The sequence below is a fragment of the Christiangramia crocea genome, assembly GCF_022410465.1.
GTDB classification, from domain to species: Bacteria; Bacteroidota; Bacteroidia; order Flavobacteriales; family Flavobacteriaceae; genus Christiangramia; species Christiangramia crocea.
In genome coordinates this window covers 110,173-125,352 of sequence record NZ_JAJSON010000004.1, presented here as the reverse complement: position 1 = coordinate 125,352, position 15,180 = coordinate 110,173, and the positions used below count along the sequence as shown (strand labels likewise).

Here is a 15,180-nt window from a genome sequence, read left to right as displayed (position 1 = left end):
CAGGTTAGTCTTTTATTATCACTCTTATCTTATTGGGCGGGGTGTCTGAAGGCCCTATCCCTTTTTCTACCATCTTTTGAGTAATGGTAGACTCCATCTTTATCTTCATGAGATCTGAACGCCGCTCCACGAATTCGCTTCGCAACTCCCTAACCTCATCATTCAACCTTGCAATTTGATGTACTTTCTTCTCTGCACTGTGAGAACTGGCGATCATAATAATGGCCAGTACCGTACAAAAAACTATAAATCGCCAGTTTTTATAAGCATCTTCACTTATCAGAAAATTCGCCTTCAATATGTTATAAAACCCCTTCTTCATGAATTTCTATAGCTTTTTGGCTATTCTTAATTTTGCGCTTCTAGCTCTGTTGTTTTTCTCAATCTCTTCTTTAGTGGGAACTACCAGACCTCCCACTTTCTTAAAAGGAACCGAAACATTTCCATACATATCCTTTTCCGGCTCACCTTCAAACAAACCGCTCCTTATATATCTTTTCACCAGTCGATCCTCAAGGGAGTGGTATGAAATAAGACTTAATCTTCCTCCCGGCTTCAAAATCTCTTCGGTTTGCATCAAAAACTCTTTAAGAACTTCTATTTCCTGGTTTACCTCTATCCTTATTGCCTGATAGATCTGGGCCAGGATCTTATTTTCTTTACCTTTAAAAAGCAGTGGCTTCAAAAGATCGTTGAGCTGCTCACTGGTTTCGATCGGATTATTTTTCCTCTCTGTGACTATCGTCCTTGCCAGTTTGGGCGCGTTCTTAAGATCTGCATACTCATAAAACAGTTTCTTTAACCGCTCTTCGTCATATTCATTGATCACCTCATATGCGCTGAGACCACTTCCCTGATTCATCCTCATATCAAGTTTCGCATCAAACCTTGTAGAGAAACCTCTTTCCGCTTCATTGAACTGATGAGATGAAACCCCAAAATCTCCAAGAATCCCATCCACCTGCTTCACCCCATAAAATCTCAGAAAGCGCTTAACAAACCTGAAGTTTTCATTGATAAGAGTAAAACGCTTATCGTCAATCTTATTTTCAAGAGCATCCTTATCCTGGTCAAAAGCAAAAAGTTTTCCGTCAGGCCCAAGTCTTTTCAATATTTCCCTGGAGTGACCACCACCTCCAAAAGTGACATCCACATAAATTCCGTCAGGTTTTACATCTAGACCATCAACCGATTCTTTTAACAGAACAGGGTTATGATATTCCATCCATTTCGTCATTTCCCATCACCTCTTCTGCCAGGTCAGCAAAATCTCCCGAAGAAGCTTCGATGGTGTTCTCATATTTATCTTTATCCCAGATCTCAATAATATTTATCGCCGAAGAAAGCACAATCTCTTTCTCTATTCCAGCGAAGGCAGTAAGATCTTTTGGAATGAGCAGCCTGCCGTTAGAATCGACCTCCACCATCTTCACCCCGGCAGTAAACCTTCTTATAAAATCGTTGTTCTTTTTTCTGAACCTGTTAAGCCCGTTCATTTTGTTCATAAGAACATTCCATTCGCTCATCGGGTAAAGCTCCAGGCAATCCTGAAAAACTGCACGTTTTATCACGAAGCCTTCCTGCAACATAGGAGCCAGTTGCTTCTTCAACGCTGAAGGCACCATTAACCGGCCCTTCGCATCGACTTTGCATTCGTATGTTCCTATGAGGTTTACCACTATATAACTTTATAGAGCCAAATATATTGAAAATATTACCACAATTTACCACTTTTTCCCACAATGTTGATAAGTTTTGCCACTGTATGTATTTGAAAACCTTTGAAATAGCCCTATCCACTTAGGATTCAGTATTTTGAAATTCAGTGGTGAAATGTGGAAAATAATCGACAGAAAACATTTTAAAACCAAATTTTCCACTTCATAGAAAAGCCTTTGCAGTTGCTCAAAAATGATTATACTTGTATCGAAATCGCTATATTTGCGATTGCTAACCGCAAAGGCTATTAATGAAAGATCACTTAAGGCAAGAGGGAAAATTCACATATCTTGAAAAAGGGGAAGGAACTCCAATTGTTATCCTGCATGGACTTATGGGAGGCCTCAGTAATTTTGACGGCGTGATTAATTATTTTCCGGAAAAAGGCTACAAAGTGCTTATTCCGGAACTTCCATTATACTCCATGTCACTTCTAAAAACCAGTGTAGGTACTTTTGCCAGATATCTCAAAGAATTCATTGATTTTAAAGGGTATGAGAATGTGATACTTCTGGGGAATTCCCTGGGAGGACATATTGCCCTCCTGGCTACCAAAATGTTTCCCGAGGTTGTGAAAGGCCTTGTTATTACAGGAAGTTCAGGCCTTTATGAAAATGCTATGGGCGAAAGCTACCCGAGACGTGGTGATTATGATTTCATCAAGAAGAAAGCTGAAGCAGTTTTTTATGATCCTGCGGTAGCCACCAAGGAGATCGTAGATGAAGTTTACGAAACGGTGAGTGACCGTAATAAACTGGTAAAAACACTGGCCATCGCTAAAAGTGCGATTCGTCATAATATGGCTAAAGATCTTCCAAAGATGCAAACGCCAACCTGCATCATCTGGGGAAAGAACGACAATGTAACACCCCCCGAAGTAGCTGAAGATTTTAAGCGACTTTTACCCAATGCCGACCTTTACTGGATAGATAAATGCGGCCATGCAGCCATGATGGAACATCCGGAAGAGTTCAACGAACTTCTTCACGAATGGCTCAACGAGCGAAATATATAAAAACAGATCCTATGAAGATCAAGTCGGCTGAATTTGTAGTGAGCAACTCCAAGGTTGATCTGTGCCCCAATAGCGCTTTACCGGAATATGCATTTATTGGCCGTAGCAATGTGGGAAAATCTTCCCTTATCAATATGCTCACAGGCAGAAAGGCACTTGCAAAGACTTCTGCGAAACCAGGAAAGACGCAGTTAATTAACCATTTCCTGATCAATAAGAACTGGCATCTGGTAGATCTTCCCGGATACGGATATGCCCAGGTCTCAAAATCGACCAAAAAGGTATTTCAAAAATTCATCACCACCTATTTCGAAAAGCGGACTCAGATGGTTTGTGCTTTTGTACTGATAGATTCGCGGCATAAACCCCAGGCCATAGATATGGAATTCATGCAATGGCTTGGAGAGCATGCCATTCCCTTCAGCATCATTTTCACCAAGGCCGATAAACTTAAGCCAAAGGCTCTTCAAAAGAATATAGAAAATTACAAAACTGAAATGCTTGAGTTCTGGGAGGAAATGCCTGAATACTTTATCTCTTCAGCGGCTACGGGCACAGGAAAAGATGAAGTTCTGGACTATATTGAAAATATCAACCAGCAACTTAGAACTTCTTAAGCAGTCTTTAGTCTATCGCTGATCACTTCCATTAATTCTTCCAGAGAATCAATTCCGGAAAATTCATCTTTTGAAAGGAAAATTTCCAGGCCTCTGCTATTCTGAATAAGGATCAAAGGAAATTCAAACTTATACCCAAATTTTGAGGCATAGAGTTTTTGAAACTCATTTTTATGAAAAAATTCGGTTTCCAGTTCCAGACTTTCCCTGAATTTTTTCCAGCTTCTTTTTTCATCAAAAACACCATAGGTAAGCCGGCATAATTTACAGGAATAGCTGGATGGCTTTACAGTCTTATGAAGAGACCCCAATAAATTATTCAGCTTACCCGAATCTGCATTATATACAAAAATAAGTTTCTCCAATTATTGCTTTTTGATTTCGGTCTTTTCGGCAAAATAATCACAGAAATCCTTCATTGTATCGCGCATTTTATCATCCTGGGTCGCACGAAAGTATGTATCGCTCATTGAAACAAGCGTTTGATGAAAGAATTTCTTCATCTCATCAACTGGCATTTCTTTAGTCCAAAGGTCTATACGGAGTGTTTCCTGGTCTTTGCTATCCCATACCGAAAGCATTAAAGCCTTCGCATCTTCCTTATAAACATTTCCATCTTCTGCACTCCAGGTAATATTTTCAGGAACGTGATTCTCATCAGTAACCACTTCTATATTTATTTCAGACTTCTTGTATTGAGACATTATTTCTTAGGTTTATAGTTTGCTTTGTTAAAAATTTCTTCGGCCGGAGTGTTCAGCATTTTCTTTATGGAAACATCATTCTTTTCCATATAGGACCTTATAATATTTCGCCCAATATACTGGCCGAGCCTTGCAGGAGATTCAGCGTCAAGCTGCAGATAAAACTTTGAGAAAGGAGCAGGATACAGAAATCTGGTGTACAGCTGGGAATCTGTATCAAAAATCAGTTCATTTTCAATGAAATATCTCCATATCTGGTCCTCATTAGCATCAGCCCAGTCAAGTTCTTCCTGAGTATAACCGATTTTTTCAGCATCGCTTTTAAACGGAATAAAAAGATCTTTCAGATAGAGAATCTTTCCATAGTAAAGCATATGAGAAAGAAAGGTTCTGGACTCCGGTTTAGGAACATAATTTTCGGCAATCTCGGCAGCAGCATCGGCAACAATCTGTTCTTTTCTGAAATTCTTCTTCAGATATTCCTGGATACCAATATAGAATTTATGATCCTCTCCAAGATAAGTATCGAGTGACACAAAAAGATAATCTCCAGTATAAATAATCTTGTTCTTATAATCTACTTCTGAAGTAACCGTGATAACATCGGGCACCTGAAAATCAGGAAAATAATATTTTACATGCTGAAAAAGGCTGTGTAATTCATCAGTTTCCCGGGAAAGTTCAGGGAAGGAATTCTCAACCTCAGTCTCTATCTCCTGCTGAATGCTATCGGTGAGTTTATTTACCCAAACACTGTCAGGATATTGCTCTGGGAAAAGATAGGGATATTTAGCCTTTAATTGAGGTAGACTTGCTTCGGTGGCCTCAGCGAATTCCTCATCAAATCTTATCAGCTCAAAGTCAGCATTCACCTTTTCTATCTTCGCCTCGGTGTCCGATTCTCTATCGCAGGAAAAAAGACCAATAATCAGTATCAAAAACCAGATTTTCTTCAGCATAGCTTTGGATTATGAAGGCTTTAACGCCGGCACCTTTTAAAAATTGGGTTTAAGTGTTAGATTTGTGGCGCAAAGGTATCACTTACAAACTTAATCACCCAAAATTATGCAGACCGAAAAAGTAGCTGACCACATCATTAACTGGCTAAAAGAATATGCCACCAAAGCCAATATGAATGGATTTGTAATAGGGGTAAGCGGCGGAATCGATTCTGCGGTCACATCAACACTTTGCGCAAAAACGGGATTGCCCACATTATGTCTGGAAATGCCAATACACCAGCACAAAAATCAGATAAGCAGGGCTCGTAAGCATATTGAGGAACTGTCTCACAATTTTGCGAATGTGAGCAGTCTGGAGGTAAATCTTACTCCGGTTTTTGAAGAATTTAGAAAAATAATGCCTCAAGACAGGGAAACAACATCGCTTGATCTCGCTCTCGCAAATTCCAGGGCCAGATTAAGAATGACCACACTCTATTATTTTGCAGGGCTGCATAAATACCTGGTCGCAGGCACAGGAAATAAAGTTGAGGATTTTGGAGTAGGCTTCTATACCAAATATGGAGATGGCGGAGTTGACCTGAGCCCTATTGCAGATCTTATGAAAAGTGACGTTTATGAATTGGGCGAATATTTGAATATTATTGATGAAATTATGAACGCATCTCCTACTGATGGACTTTTTGGGGATAGCAGAAGTGATGAAGACCAATTAGGAGCTTCTTACGATGAACTTGAATGGGCAATGAAAAATGCCGAGGAAGGTAAATCGGCCGAGGATTTTGAAGGCAGACAAAGAGAAGTCTTTAACATTTACCAGCGTCTGAACTCCAGTAACAGGCACAAAATGCTCCCCATTCCGGTATGTGAAATACCCATTCATCTTAAGAAATAGACCACTTATCGAATATGTTAACAAGTTTTATATTATAAATCCTCAAAGCATTATTTTAGGTTAACAAAACCAAACTCAACGAGTTACCCCCGGACTTGTTTTTTTAATTTAAAATCATGTATCGAGTACTTATTGCAGACCACCACCCCATAATTTTAGAAGGTGTAAAATGTGTCTTACAGAACAATCCGGCCTTACAAGTAACAGGAAGAGTAGGAAGCGGAACCCAGCTTTTTAATCAGCTTGAGAAAGATGCACCAGACGTGCTTATCATTGAACTTGATCTCCCTCAAATTAATGGAATCAACGCTATCAGAAGGATCAAGCAGGAATATCCAGAGGTAAAAACCCTAATATTCAGCTCACATCCGGAAGAAATGTATGCCCTGAGCGCCATAAAAGCAGGTGCCGCCGGCTACATCTCCAAGAACACTGATAATGAAACCCTTGAAAAAGCAATCTACCAGGTTGCACGTGGAGGAATCTATCTAAATCGCAAGATTACAGAGAAATTAAACTCTGGAATATCCAGAGGTAAGAGTTTAATTACAAAATTCAAAAAGCTTTCTACGAGGGAGTCAGAAGTGTTAAATCTTCTTTCATCAGGCAAAAGAAATAAAGATATAGCGGAAGCTCTTGACATTAATGAAAAAACGGTTAGCACCTACAAGACCAGGCTGCTAAAGAAACTTAAGGTAGATAATGTAGCTGACCTTATCACACAATCAAGACTACTTCAGCTGAATACTACATAACCCTCCCAAGCCTTTCGGCAAGGAGAGTGCGTAGTTTGTTAAAGCCTACCACTTCATTTTTAATATCTGTCCTTTCATCTTCTGTCTGGGCCACCCTTATATTTTCCAAAAGTTCGTTTAGCTTACAATCAATAAGGTGTCGTCTAAGACTTAAGATGGTCTGACTAACAAATTGCTTGATGGTTTGCTCCTTTTCCTTTACCGGAATATCATGCCGATCCCAGCTATGCAGTTCGTACTGTTCTTCCTGCATTAAAATATCAGTGATCTCCTTAGCCTGGGAAGCCTCCAGTTCGTTAATGATATTACCAACCACAAATTCTTCCTGGCTGTTCAACTTATTGATGAGGATATTATAAAGGTGTCTAAAGTCTTCGTTGGAGAATGCGATCTCATCTTCCTGAAGGTCAAGATATATCTTCTCGAATACCTTCGCTTCCTGAGTTTCGGGTTCCAGAACCAATTCCCCGGTTTCCTCATTTTGTTTAAGTAAAAGATCTTCAAACTTCTCCTCTTTATTACCGTAAAGAATAAGGATCTTAATAATATTCCTTTCCAGCACATACAGGTGATCTACCTTAGGCCTGGGAGCTGATTCCTCCTTCACCACTTCCATATTCCTCTTCCTGGGCTTCCCTGTTTGTTTTTCGTCCTTACTCTGGATCTGTGCCAGAGTAGCGTATAAAACATCTTCAGAAATATCCATGATCCGGGAACATTCCTGTAGGTATACTTCCTGCTGGATATTATCAGGAATCTTAGAGATACTGTTCACCATATCACGAATAAGGCCTGCCTTTTTCACAGGGTCGTTCTTGGCCTCATCCATCAATAGAGACGCCTTATAGGTAATAAAATCATAAGAGTTCTCTTCAAGGAACTCCCGAAGGTCATCTTCAGAATTTGCCCTTGCAAAACTATCGGGGTCCTCTCCTTCCGGGAATGGACAAACCTTTACATTCATACCCTGCTCCAGGATCAGGTCTATACCCCTTAGAGAAGCCCTCGTTCCTGCAGCATCCCCATCAAAAAGAACGGTAATATTCTTTGTAAGCCTGTTGATGAGTCTTATCTGCTCCGGCGTGAGAGCCGTTCCTGAAGAAGACACTGTATTTTCTATTCCACTTTGATGGAACTGGATCACATCGGTATAACCCTCAACCAGATAACAATTATCCTCCCGGGCAATTGCCTGTTTGGCATAATAGATCCCGTAGAGCACCTTGCTTTTATGGTAAATATCGCTCTCGGGAGAATTGAGATATTTGGCTGCTTTTTTAGTATTAGATAAAATCCGGCCACCAAAACCAAGTATACGGCCAGACATTGAATGTATAGGAAACATTACGCGGCCTTTGAATCTGTCAAATTTCTTGTCCTCTTTTACAATGGTAAGACCCGTTTTTTCCAGATATTCCAGTTTATATCCTTCCTCAAGAGCACTTCTGGTCAAAGCTTCCCAATCATCCGGTGAATATCCAAGATCGAATTTCTTAATGGTTTCAGGCGAAAATCCTCTTTCCTTGAAATAACTCAGACCAATGGCCTTGCCTTCATCGGTCTCATGCATTGATTTCTGAAAGAACTTATTAGCATATTCAGAGACAAGATACATACTCTCTTTTTCATTTGCCTGTTCTTTCTGTTCATCACTCTGCTGGGTCTCCTCTATCTCTATACCATATTTTTTAGCGAGATATTTGATAGCTTCGGGATAGGTAAAATGCTCATGCTCCATCAAAAAAGCCACTACATTCCCGCCTTTTCCGCTACTGAAATCCTTCCAGATCTGCTTCACCGGAGAAACCATGAAGCTGGGAGTTCGCTCGTCTGTAAACGGGCTGAGCCCCTTTAAATTACTTCCTGATTTTTTCAACTGAACAAAATCACCGATCACTTCCTCAACCCGTGCGGTTTCAAATACATTATCAATAGTAGATTTTGAGATCAATTGAAATAGGTTTCTTTAAGATTTCCTGAAATTAATAAAAAAAGACAAGGCTTTAAAAATAGGAATTTCTCCTCTTTTAAAGCCTTGCAAAACTACAAATTTATACTGGCTAATCCACGTCAAATCTCAGTCCTACCGAAATATTATGAAGCTCCACATTTGGTTCCTGAAAAATAGGGTTAAGGTCGTATTTGGCATAAAGAGTTGCCCATCCCCAACCAAGATAACCGCTTAGCCCGTATACAAAATCATTAGTATTATAATCTCCCTTCATTTTATCTTTCTGTTTATCTCCATCAAGTTCATATTTCAACTTCTGGCGTTCACCTATATTGAAACCTGCATAACCACCAAGACCCACTTTGAATTTTCCCCGGGTTGAATACCTCACATAATTTTTAGTTTCATTCTTGGAAGAAGGTCCAAATTCAAAATGAACAGGTACTACCAGGTTATCCATCCTGAACTTTGATTTATCCAGATTTAGATCATATTCCTCAAGAAAGGTATCATCTCCTTCGGTCACAAAATAGCGGTTATCTGTTGGCTTAAGTCCGTTAAACTGAAAAGAAACACCATATTTAAGGCGTAGCCAGTTAGATTTATCAAAAACCCTGGTTTTCCAAGCCCAGCCAATTTCAAAGAAACGGCTTCCCCCTATCTTAAAATCAGAATCATTAAGGGACTGGCCATCTTCAAGAGCATTATTGAAACCTGCCGCGATAACCAGGTCACTTGTCGTCCTTTTGTCATATTGTTTCTCGCGATTTTCATTTATTTCAATAGTAATAACCTTGCCATCATCCCCAAGAGCAATATATGTTTTCGACTCTCTGTTCCTTTCTTCCAACTCCATTTTGTTTTCCATAATCGCAATTCGATTCTCAATATTTTTCGCGTGAAGTTCAGCAGCCTCCTTCTTGAGAATTTCAGCTTGTTCAGAAGTGATTTCTCCATCTTCCAGTCTTTCATTAATATCTTCAACCTTCCATTTCAATTTTTCCTTTTCACTTTTAATGATCTCCTCCCTTTTTGATTCCAGGAAATCTTCCTCAGTTTTCTGATCATCTTCCTGACAGTATACAAACTGGGTGGTAAAAGTGAACAATGCCAGGGCGAAATAGATAATAATAGTTTTCATGTTTAAATTGTTTTTAGTCTTCTTCAAATTCAGACAAATGTCTTCCTTATCAGAAATTGATTGATGAATGACCCTTTCGGGATTATTGATTAAATTGATTTGATTCTTATTACTCGTTTCTAGTTACGATTGCAGTTCTGGCTTTCAAAAGACCTTCCTTCAGAACCTCAAAAACCTCCTGCCTGAAAGACTGGTCCATTTCAAATTCCACATCTGCCAGAAGTTCCTCTGCATTCACTTTAGCTTCTGAATATTTTTCTGAGTTGCTTATTTTACTAGCCGCTTCCCCGAGAAGCTTATTTATCTCTGCTTCCGAAATATCCCCGCTTTGTTTTTCCTGCATAGTAACTTTTGCCAGCAATTCATTTATTTGGTCAGAAAACTTTTCCGGTTTTTCTGTCACCGTTCCGGGAGGTTCTATGGATATTGGTTCAATAAAAATCCTTTTTGTGGATGTTGAATTCTGAGCTATCTCTCCAGCCTCTAATTCTGCCTCCTTATACTGGGAATTTGCTTCATTTTTCAATGGTGATTCAACCTCATTAACCTTCTGACCCTGCACATGATCCTGTTCTTCTGAAGCTACCTGGACCGGCTCTTCAAAATTTTCAGATTTTTGAGACCCGCTTTCCTCAATTTTAGAGGGACTTTCTACTATTGGGGTGGCAGTTTCATTCTGCTGGTCAATAAAGATCAGACTTGCAATAGCCAGAATGGCCACAGCGGCAGCGACAGAAAGCCACCATTTTCCTTTAGGCCTCTTTTCAGCTTTATCCAGCCTTGAGCTGAGTTTATCCCAACTTTCAGCTGAAGGCCTTATCTCCCTTTTATCAAGCTGTTGCCTTACGTGCTCTTCAAATTTAATTGGTGCCATAGCCTGTTGAGTTAATTGTTTCTAATTTTTCCTGAAGCATTTTTCGTGCTTTAAATAACTGGGATTTTGAAGTCCCTTCACTTATATCAAGCATTTTTGCTATTTCAGCATGCCTGTAACCTTCCACCGCATACAGCACAAACACCATTTTATAACCTTCCGGTAAGCTGTCTATCAAATTCTGTATATCGTTCACATCCATTTCAGAATTTATATTGTTGAAGACCTCCGTTGACTCATATCCCAAATCCTCCTGAAACTCCAATTTCTTATACTGCCTTAAAAAGGAAATCGATTCTCTGATCATAATCCGCCTTACCCATCCTTCAAAACTGCCTTCTGCCTTAAAATCCTTTAAATGCGTAAAGACCTTAAAGAATCCATTCAGCATCACTTCTTCAGCATGTTGCAGATCTTTGACATACTGCCTGCAAACACTTAACATTTTTGGCGAATGCATCTCATACAACTTTTGCTGCGCATCACGCTTTCCAGCGGCTGCTTTTCCGATCAAAGAAGATTCATTCTTAAAAAGCTGTATGACTTTTACCATTTTCAAAAGGCCTTCTATTTATATAGACGCAAGAAAGTTACAAAAGGTTGCCTGAGCTTTTTAAAATTTTATTTTTTTTCGTTCTCCCCTCCCGAAATCTTATCTTGTATCTTTGTGAGACAATTAGTTTTATGGCAGAAGAAGTTAGAATAAATAAGTATTTAAGCCAGTTAGGGTACTGCTCCAGAAGGGAAGCCGATAAATTAATAGACCAGGGCCGGATCACAATTAATGACGAAGTCCCTGAAATGGGAACCAAGGTTAGCCCCGGCGATATTGTAAAAGTTGATGGTAAGCCGGTTTCAAAAGCTGAATTAAAGGAACCCAACGTCTATCTTGCCTTTAATAAACCTGTAGGGATTGTTTGCACTACAGACACCCGCGTTGAAAAGGACAATATCATAGATTATATAAATTACCCGAAAAGAATATTCCCTATCGGCCGGCTTGACAAGCCCAGTGAAGGGCTTATTTTCCTGACTAATGACGGTGATATTGTAAATAAGATACTTCGGGCAAGGAACAATCACGAAAAGGAATATGTGGTAGCGGTAAACAAACCCATCACTTCAGATTTTATAAAACGGATGGCAAACGGAGTTCCGATTCTTGATACCGTAACCCGAAAATGCGAGGTGGAGAAACTGGGAAAACACACTTTCAGAATTGTGCTTACCCAGGGATTGAACCGGCAGATACGAAGGATGTGTGAATTTTTAGGCTATGAAGTTACTTCACTGAAGAGAATTCGAATTATGAATGTTGAACTGGATATACCTGTGGGAAAATGGCGTGATCTAACCCGGGAAGAACTCAAAACCATAAATGAACTCCTTGGAGAATCCACCAAAACCGAGGAAGGCTCGGTGATAGAAACTTCCGGCAACCAGAAGCCACGAAAGTCAAAAAGGCCAAGAAAGCATAAATCTTAACAGATTATTAGCGATAGAGCTTGTTGTTTTGTATTCAGTTCTTTTTATTTTTAAACCGGCTCGTTTTGCCAGTAATTATTATTACATTCAGGCTAGACCAGCTTTAACAATATACTTATGAAGATACAACCATTTCATCTGGCCATCCCGGTTTCCGATCTTGAAAAATGCAGAAAATTTTATAAAGAGACCCTCGGTTGCGGTGAGGGCAGGAGTAGTGATCAGTGGGTAGATTTCAATTTTTTTGGACACCAGCTTGTGATCCATTATCAGGATCCCCAGGAAACTAAAGCTTCAACCTCCAATCCCGTTGATGGAAAAGAAGTTCCTATTCCGCATTTTGGAGTGGTACTGCAGTGGGACGTATTTCATGAGTTTGCCAAGCTATTAAAAAGCAAGAACATAGAATTTGTAATAGAGCCTTATATTAGATTTGAAGGAAAACCAGGTGAGCAGGCTACCATGTTCTTTAGAGATCCGTGTGGAAATGCTTTGGAATTCAAGGCTTTTAAAAATATAGATCAGCTTTTTGCAACATAATAGTAATAACCAACCCCGTAATATGGATAGACTTAAACCGTCTTTAGTACGCCAGATATTTGTTCTGGTGCTAATACTCTTCTTAACGGTTTTAATTTTTAAAGAGATCCTGCCTTATCTTTCTGGGGTTCTAGGTGCTGTTACTTTATATGTGATATTAAAACACTGGATGAAAGCCCTTCTTAACAGAGGCTGGAAACCACCTTTAGCTGCCACCCTTCTAATGACCCTTTCTTTTGTCGGCATATTAATTCCTGTTTCTATCATTGCCTTCATGCTTACTTCAAAAATTGGAAAGGCAGCGGCAAATTCAGAACGCGTGCTAAGCGCGCTTAAGGCACAGATGAATAATTTTGAAGAATACCTGGGCTATAATATCAGTTCTAGCATAGATACCTCAGCAGTAACTAACTGGGTATCTGCTAACCTGCAAAGCCTGGCTGGAGGAACCTTCAATGCCTTCATAGCGATCGGGATCATGTATTTCATGCTATACTACATGCTTACCAACCGGCATTCCATGAGGGAATCGATGATAGAATACATCCCATTGGGGAAGGACAATCTCAGAATAATTGGGGAAGAAAGTAACCAATTGGTGAAATCGAATGCCTTAGGAATACCATTGGTCGCTATTGTCCAGGGAGTAATAGCCCTTATTGGCTTTTTAATTTTTGGCGTTCCAGACCCTTTTTTCTGGTTCGTTATTACTGCCATTGGTTCAATGATTCCTTTTATAGGAACTGCCATAGGTGTTCTCCCCGCCTCCATCCTTCTTTTCGCCCAGGGAAATGACTGGCAGGCTGTAGCACTGCTAATCTATGGCTTTGTCGTGGTTGGTTCAACAGACAATATTATAAGGCTTTATGTCCTTGAAAGACTGGCCAGCGTACACCCTCTTATCACTCTTTTTGGCGTGATCGTAGGAGTACCGCTGTTTGGTTTTATCGGATTGATATTCGGGCCCTTGCTAATTTCACTTTTTCTTCTTATTCTGAAGATATACAAGAAAGAATACGGCAACGCTCATCACAGATTATAATAATTTAAACAAAGGGAGATATGTTCGGAAAAAAGAAAAAAGAAATAGATGAAGATTTTGTAAAGACCGAAATCACTAAAATTGATGATGACGATGTGGATGTGGTAATGAGAAATCAGGAAGAAATTGCCGATAAGATCATTAATTCCAACATGCTTAAAAAATATACCGAATTAGGAAAAGTGATGTACGGAATGCTTAAAGACTATAGAAAAGGTATTTACACCCAGGTTCCATGGTTTACCATCGCTACTATAGCTTTTGCTTTTCTTTATATCCTAAACCCTTTCGATATTGTTCCGGATTTTATTCCCGGCCTAGGTTATATTGATGATTTTGCTGTACTCACCTTCGGTCTAAGATTCATTGAATCTGACCTGCATAATTATCTGGACTGGAAACTCGAACATGCAGAAGCGGAAGAAGCTACTTAAAGAAAGAGGTCTAAAAAGTTTATTTAACCTATCATTGCCAGGAACGAAGCAATCTCCACATTACAGGTAATCAAAAGGCAGATTACTTCACTTTGTTCGTAATGACCGGCATCCCGTACTTTTAGACCTCTTTTTTATTTTCTCTGAGCCTCCAGGGCTCTTTTTTTATGTCTTTCCCTTGCGAGGAGAGTATTCTTCAGAAGCATAGAAACAGTCATAGGGCCTACTCCACCAGGCACTGGTGTAATATAAGAGGCTCGTTTACTAACATTATCAAAATCAACATCCCCCTTTATAACATAACCCCTTTCGGCATTCTCATCTGGCACCCTGGTGATCCCTACATCAATGATCACCGCATCATCCTTTATCATTTCCCCTTTCAGGAAATCAGGGATTCCTACGGCAATAATGATAATATCGGCCTGTGAAGTGACCTGGGTGATATTCTTAGTGAATTCGTGAGTAAGAGTTACAGTTGAGTTTCCGGGAAATCCACTTCGGCCCATAAGTATACTCATTGGCCTTCCTACTATATAGCTTCGACCAATTACTACTGTATGCTTCCCTTTTGTGGGAATATCATAACGTTCAAGCAGTTCTAGAATTCCAAATGGAGTCGCCGGGATAAAGGTGGTCATATCCAGAGCCATCTTTCCGAAGTTCGTAGGATGGAATCCATCCACATCCTTATCGGGGTCAACGGCATTTAATACTTTCTGGGTATCTATCTGCGGTGGCAATGGCAGCTGCACGATAAAACCATCAATATTATCATTCTTATTCAGCTCTTCGATCTTGTCAAGTAATTCGAGTTCACTTACCGTATTAGGCAGGCGGTAAAGCGATGATTCAAAACCTACTCTTTCACAGGCTTTCACCTTACTGTTTACGTAGGTTAAACTCGCGCCATCCTTTCCAACAATAATTGCAGCAAGATGTGGAACTTTCTCACCACGTTCTTTCATTTTGGTAACCTCAGCAGCAATTTCATCCTTGATATCATTACTGACCTTTTTACCGTCGAGAATTGTCATTTATTAGTT

At 39.7% G+C, this 15,180-nt stretch carries 19 protein-coding genes; 8 read left to right on the top strand and 11 right to left on the bottom strand.

The window, feature by feature from the left end; genetic code table 11:
* Positions 1-4: 4 nt before the first annotated feature.
* Genes LU635_RS01035 through mraZ form a run of 3 tightly spaced genes read right to left on the bottom strand, consistent with a single transcriptional unit; the run spans position 5 to position 1,679 of the window.
* On the bottom strand, positions 5-322 hold the full coding sequence (locus LU635_RS01035) for an FtsL-like putative cell division protein (RefSeq protein WP_240095325.1): 318 nt from the start codon (positions 320-322) through the stop codon (positions 5-7).
* A gap of 6 nt (positions 323-328) precedes the next feature.
* Positions 329-1,225, bottom strand: coding sequence for a 16S rRNA (cytosine(1402)-N(4))-methyltransferase RsmH (rsmH, locus tag LU635_RS01030; protein ID WP_240095324.1), 897 nt, complete (start codon positions 1,223-1,225; stop codon positions 329-331).
* Complete coding sequence (mraZ, locus tag LU635_RS01025; protein ID WP_240095323.1) at positions 1,212-1,679, bottom strand: division/cell wall cluster transcriptional repressor MraZ; 468 nt, start codon at positions 1,677-1,679, stop codon at positions 1,212-1,214. Before mraZ ends, rsmH begins: the two co-directional genes overlap by 14 nt.
* Before the next feature lie 290 nt (positions 1,680-1,969).
* Between mraZ and LU635_RS01020 the strand changes: the two genes are divergently transcribed.
* Positions 1,970-2,734 (top strand): alpha/beta fold hydrolase, encoded by a 765-nt coding sequence (locus LU635_RS01020; RefSeq protein ID WP_240095322.1) that lies wholly within the window; start codon positions 1,970-1,972, stop codon positions 2,732-2,734.
* Between the two features lie 11 nt (positions 2,735-2,745).
* Positions 2,746-3,351 carry a ribosome biogenesis GTP-binding protein YihA/YsxC gene (gene yihA / locus LU635_RS01015; protein ID WP_240095321.1) on the top strand — a complete coding sequence of 202 codons (606 nt, stop codon included), beginning with the start codon at positions 2,746-2,748 and terminating at the stop codon, positions 3,349-3,351.
* Here yihA and LU635_RS01010 read toward each other — a convergent pair.
* From LU635_RS01010 to gldB, 3 genes are read right to left on the bottom strand one after another with little or no spacing between them, the layout of a single operon-like run.
* Positions 3,348-3,716, bottom strand: a complete 369-nt coding sequence (locus LU635_RS01010; protein WP_240095320.1) for a GTPase — start codon at positions 3,714-3,716, stop codon at positions 3,348-3,350. The genes yihA and LU635_RS01010 overlap by 4 nt on opposite strands.
* Positions 3,717-4,055, bottom strand: a complete 339-nt coding sequence (gene gldC / locus LU635_RS01005; RefSeq protein ID WP_240095319.1) for a gliding motility protein GldC — start codon at positions 4,053-4,055, stop codon at positions 3,717-3,719.
* On the bottom strand, positions 4,055-5,014 hold the full coding sequence (gene gldB / locus LU635_RS01000; protein WP_240095318.1) for a gliding motility lipoprotein GldB: 960 nt from the start codon (positions 5,012-5,014) through the stop codon (positions 4,055-4,057). The genes gldC and gldB overlap by 1 nt, the downstream gene beginning before the upstream one ends.
* A 106-nt stretch (positions 5,015-5,120) precedes the next feature.
* Here gldB and nadE point away from each other — a divergent pair, with 106 nt between their 5' ends.
* The gene (gene nadE, locus LU635_RS00995; RefSeq protein ID WP_240095317.1) at positions 5,121-5,912 is read left to right on the top strand and encodes an NAD(+) synthase; all 792 of its coding nucleotides are present in this window, start codon (positions 5,121-5,123) and stop codon (positions 5,910-5,912) included.
* A 116-nt stretch (positions 5,913-6,028) separates the two neighbouring features.
* Positions 6,029-6,667 carry a response regulator gene (locus LU635_RS00990; RefSeq protein ID WP_240095316.1) on the top strand — a complete coding sequence of 213 codons (639 nt, stop codon included), beginning with the start codon at positions 6,029-6,031 and terminating at the stop codon, positions 6,665-6,667.
* On the opposite strand, the gene dnaG is transcribed toward LU635_RS00990, so the two are convergent.
* From dnaG to LU635_RS00970, 4 genes are all read right to left on the bottom strand, one after another.
* Positions 6,660-8,618, bottom strand: a complete 1,959-nt coding sequence (gene dnaG, locus LU635_RS00985; protein WP_240095315.1) for a DNA primase — start codon at positions 8,616-8,618, stop codon at positions 6,660-6,662. The two genes, LU635_RS00990 and dnaG, sit on opposite strands and share 8 nt — an antisense overlap.
* Positions 8,619-8,727: 109 nt before the next feature.
* Complete coding sequence (locus LU635_RS00980; RefSeq protein WP_240095314.1) at positions 8,728-9,759, bottom strand: porin family protein; 1,032 nt, start codon at positions 9,757-9,759, stop codon at positions 8,728-8,730.
* A 109-nt stretch (positions 9,760-9,868) separates the two neighbouring features.
* Positions 9,869-10,633, bottom strand: a complete 765-nt coding sequence (locus LU635_RS00975; RefSeq protein WP_240095313.1) for a hypothetical protein — start codon at positions 10,631-10,633, stop codon at positions 9,869-9,871.
* Positions 10,620-11,186: an RNA polymerase sigma factor gene (locus LU635_RS00970; protein ID WP_240095312.1), complete on the bottom strand. Its 567-nt coding sequence runs from the start codon at positions 11,184-11,186 to the stop codon at positions 10,620-10,622. The genes LU635_RS00975 and LU635_RS00970 overlap by 14 nt, the downstream gene beginning before the upstream one ends.
* A 131-nt stretch (positions 11,187-11,317) precedes the next feature.
* Here LU635_RS00970 and rluF point away from each other — a divergent pair, with 131 nt between their 5' ends.
* From rluF to LU635_RS00950, 4 genes are all read left to right on the top strand, one after another.
* Positions 11,318-12,118, top strand: a complete 801-nt coding sequence (gene rluF, locus LU635_RS00965) for a 23S rRNA pseudouridine(2604) synthase RluF (RefSeq protein WP_240095311.1) — start codon at positions 11,318-11,320, stop codon at positions 12,116-12,118.
* Positions 12,119-12,235: 117 nt separating this feature from the next.
* Positions 12,236-12,658 carry a VOC family protein gene (locus LU635_RS00960; RefSeq protein WP_240095310.1) on the top strand — a complete coding sequence of 141 codons (423 nt, stop codon included), beginning with the start codon at positions 12,236-12,238 and terminating at the stop codon, positions 12,656-12,658.
* A 22-nt stretch (positions 12,659-12,680) separates the two neighbouring features.
* Positions 12,681-13,700, top strand: coding sequence for an AI-2E family transporter (locus tag LU635_RS00955; RefSeq protein WP_240095309.1), 1,020 nt, complete (start codon positions 12,681-12,683; stop codon positions 13,698-13,700).
* A 20-nt stretch (positions 13,701-13,720) separates the two neighbouring features.
* Positions 13,721-14,134 carry a YkvA family protein gene (locus LU635_RS00950; protein WP_240095308.1) on the top strand — a complete coding sequence of 138 codons (414 nt, stop codon included), beginning with the start codon at positions 13,721-13,723 and terminating at the stop codon, positions 14,132-14,134.
* A gap of 134 nt (positions 14,135-14,268) precedes the next feature.
* On the opposite strand, the gene LU635_RS00945 is transcribed toward LU635_RS00950, so the two are convergent.
* Positions 14,269-15,171 (bottom strand): bifunctional 5,10-methylenetetrahydrofolate dehydrogenase/5,10-methenyltetrahydrofolate cyclohydrolase, encoded by a 903-nt coding sequence (locus LU635_RS00945; RefSeq protein WP_240095307.1) that lies wholly within the window; start codon positions 15,169-15,171, stop codon positions 14,269-14,271.
* Between the last annotated feature and the right edge of the window lie 9 nt (positions 15,172-15,180).

What these genes read in the sequence shown, in the direction of transcription:
- LU635_RS01035 (WP_240095325.1), bottom strand. Translation starts at nt 322, where the DNA reads ATGAAGAAGGGGTTTTATAACATATTGAAGGCGAATTTTCTGATAAGT.
- rsmH (WP_240095324.1), bottom strand. Translation starts at nt 1,225, where the DNA reads ATGGAATATCATAACCCTGTTCTGTTAAAAGAATCGGTTGATGGTCTA.
- LU635_RS01020 (WP_240095322.1), top strand. Translation starts at nt 1,970, where the DNA reads ATGAAAGATCACTTAAGGCAAGAGGGAAAATTCACATATCTTGAAAAA.
- yihA (WP_240095321.1), top strand. Translation starts at nt 2,746, where the DNA reads ATGAAGATCAAGTCGGCTGAATTTGTAGTGAGCAACTCCAAGGTTGAT.
- gldC (WP_240095319.1), bottom strand. Translation starts at nt 4,055, where the DNA reads ATGTCTCAATACAAGAAGTCTGAAATAAATATAGAAGTGGTTACTGAT.
- gldB (WP_240095318.1), bottom strand. Translation starts at nt 5,014, where the DNA reads ATGCTGAAGAAAATCTGGTTTTTGATACTGATTATTGGTCTTTTTTCC.
- nadE (WP_240095317.1), top strand. Translation starts at nt 5,121, where the DNA reads ATGCAGACCGAAAAAGTAGCTGACCACATCATTAACTGGCTAAAAGAA.
- LU635_RS00990 (WP_240095316.1), top strand. Translation starts at nt 6,029, where the DNA reads ATGTATCGAGTACTTATTGCAGACCACCACCCCATAATTTTAGAAGGT.
- LU635_RS00980 (WP_240095314.1), bottom strand. Translation starts at nt 9,759, where the DNA reads ATGAAAACTATTATTATCTATTTCGCCCTGGCATTGTTCACTTTTACC.
- LU635_RS00975 (WP_240095313.1), bottom strand. Translation starts at nt 10,633, where the DNA reads ATGGCACCAATTAAATTTGAAGAGCACGTAAGGCAACAGCTTGATAAA.
- LU635_RS00970 (WP_240095312.1), bottom strand. Translation starts at nt 11,186, where the DNA reads ATGGTAAAAGTCATACAGCTTTTTAAGAATGAATCTTCTTTGATCGGA.
- rluF (WP_240095311.1), top strand. Translation starts at nt 11,318, where the DNA reads ATGGCAGAAGAAGTTAGAATAAATAAGTATTTAAGCCAGTTAGGGTAC.
- LU635_RS00960 (WP_240095310.1), top strand. Translation starts at nt 12,236, where the DNA reads ATGAAGATACAACCATTTCATCTGGCCATCCCGGTTTCCGATCTTGAA.
- LU635_RS00955 (WP_240095309.1), top strand. Translation starts at nt 12,681, where the DNA reads ATGGATAGACTTAAACCGTCTTTAGTACGCCAGATATTTGTTCTGGTG.
- LU635_RS00950 (WP_240095308.1), top strand. Translation starts at nt 13,721, where the DNA reads ATGTTCGGAAAAAAGAAAAAAGAAATAGATGAAGATTTTGTAAAGACC.
- LU635_RS00945 (WP_240095307.1), bottom strand. Translation starts at nt 15,171, where the DNA reads ATGACAATTCTCGACGGTAAAAAGGTCAGTAATGATATCAAGGATGAA.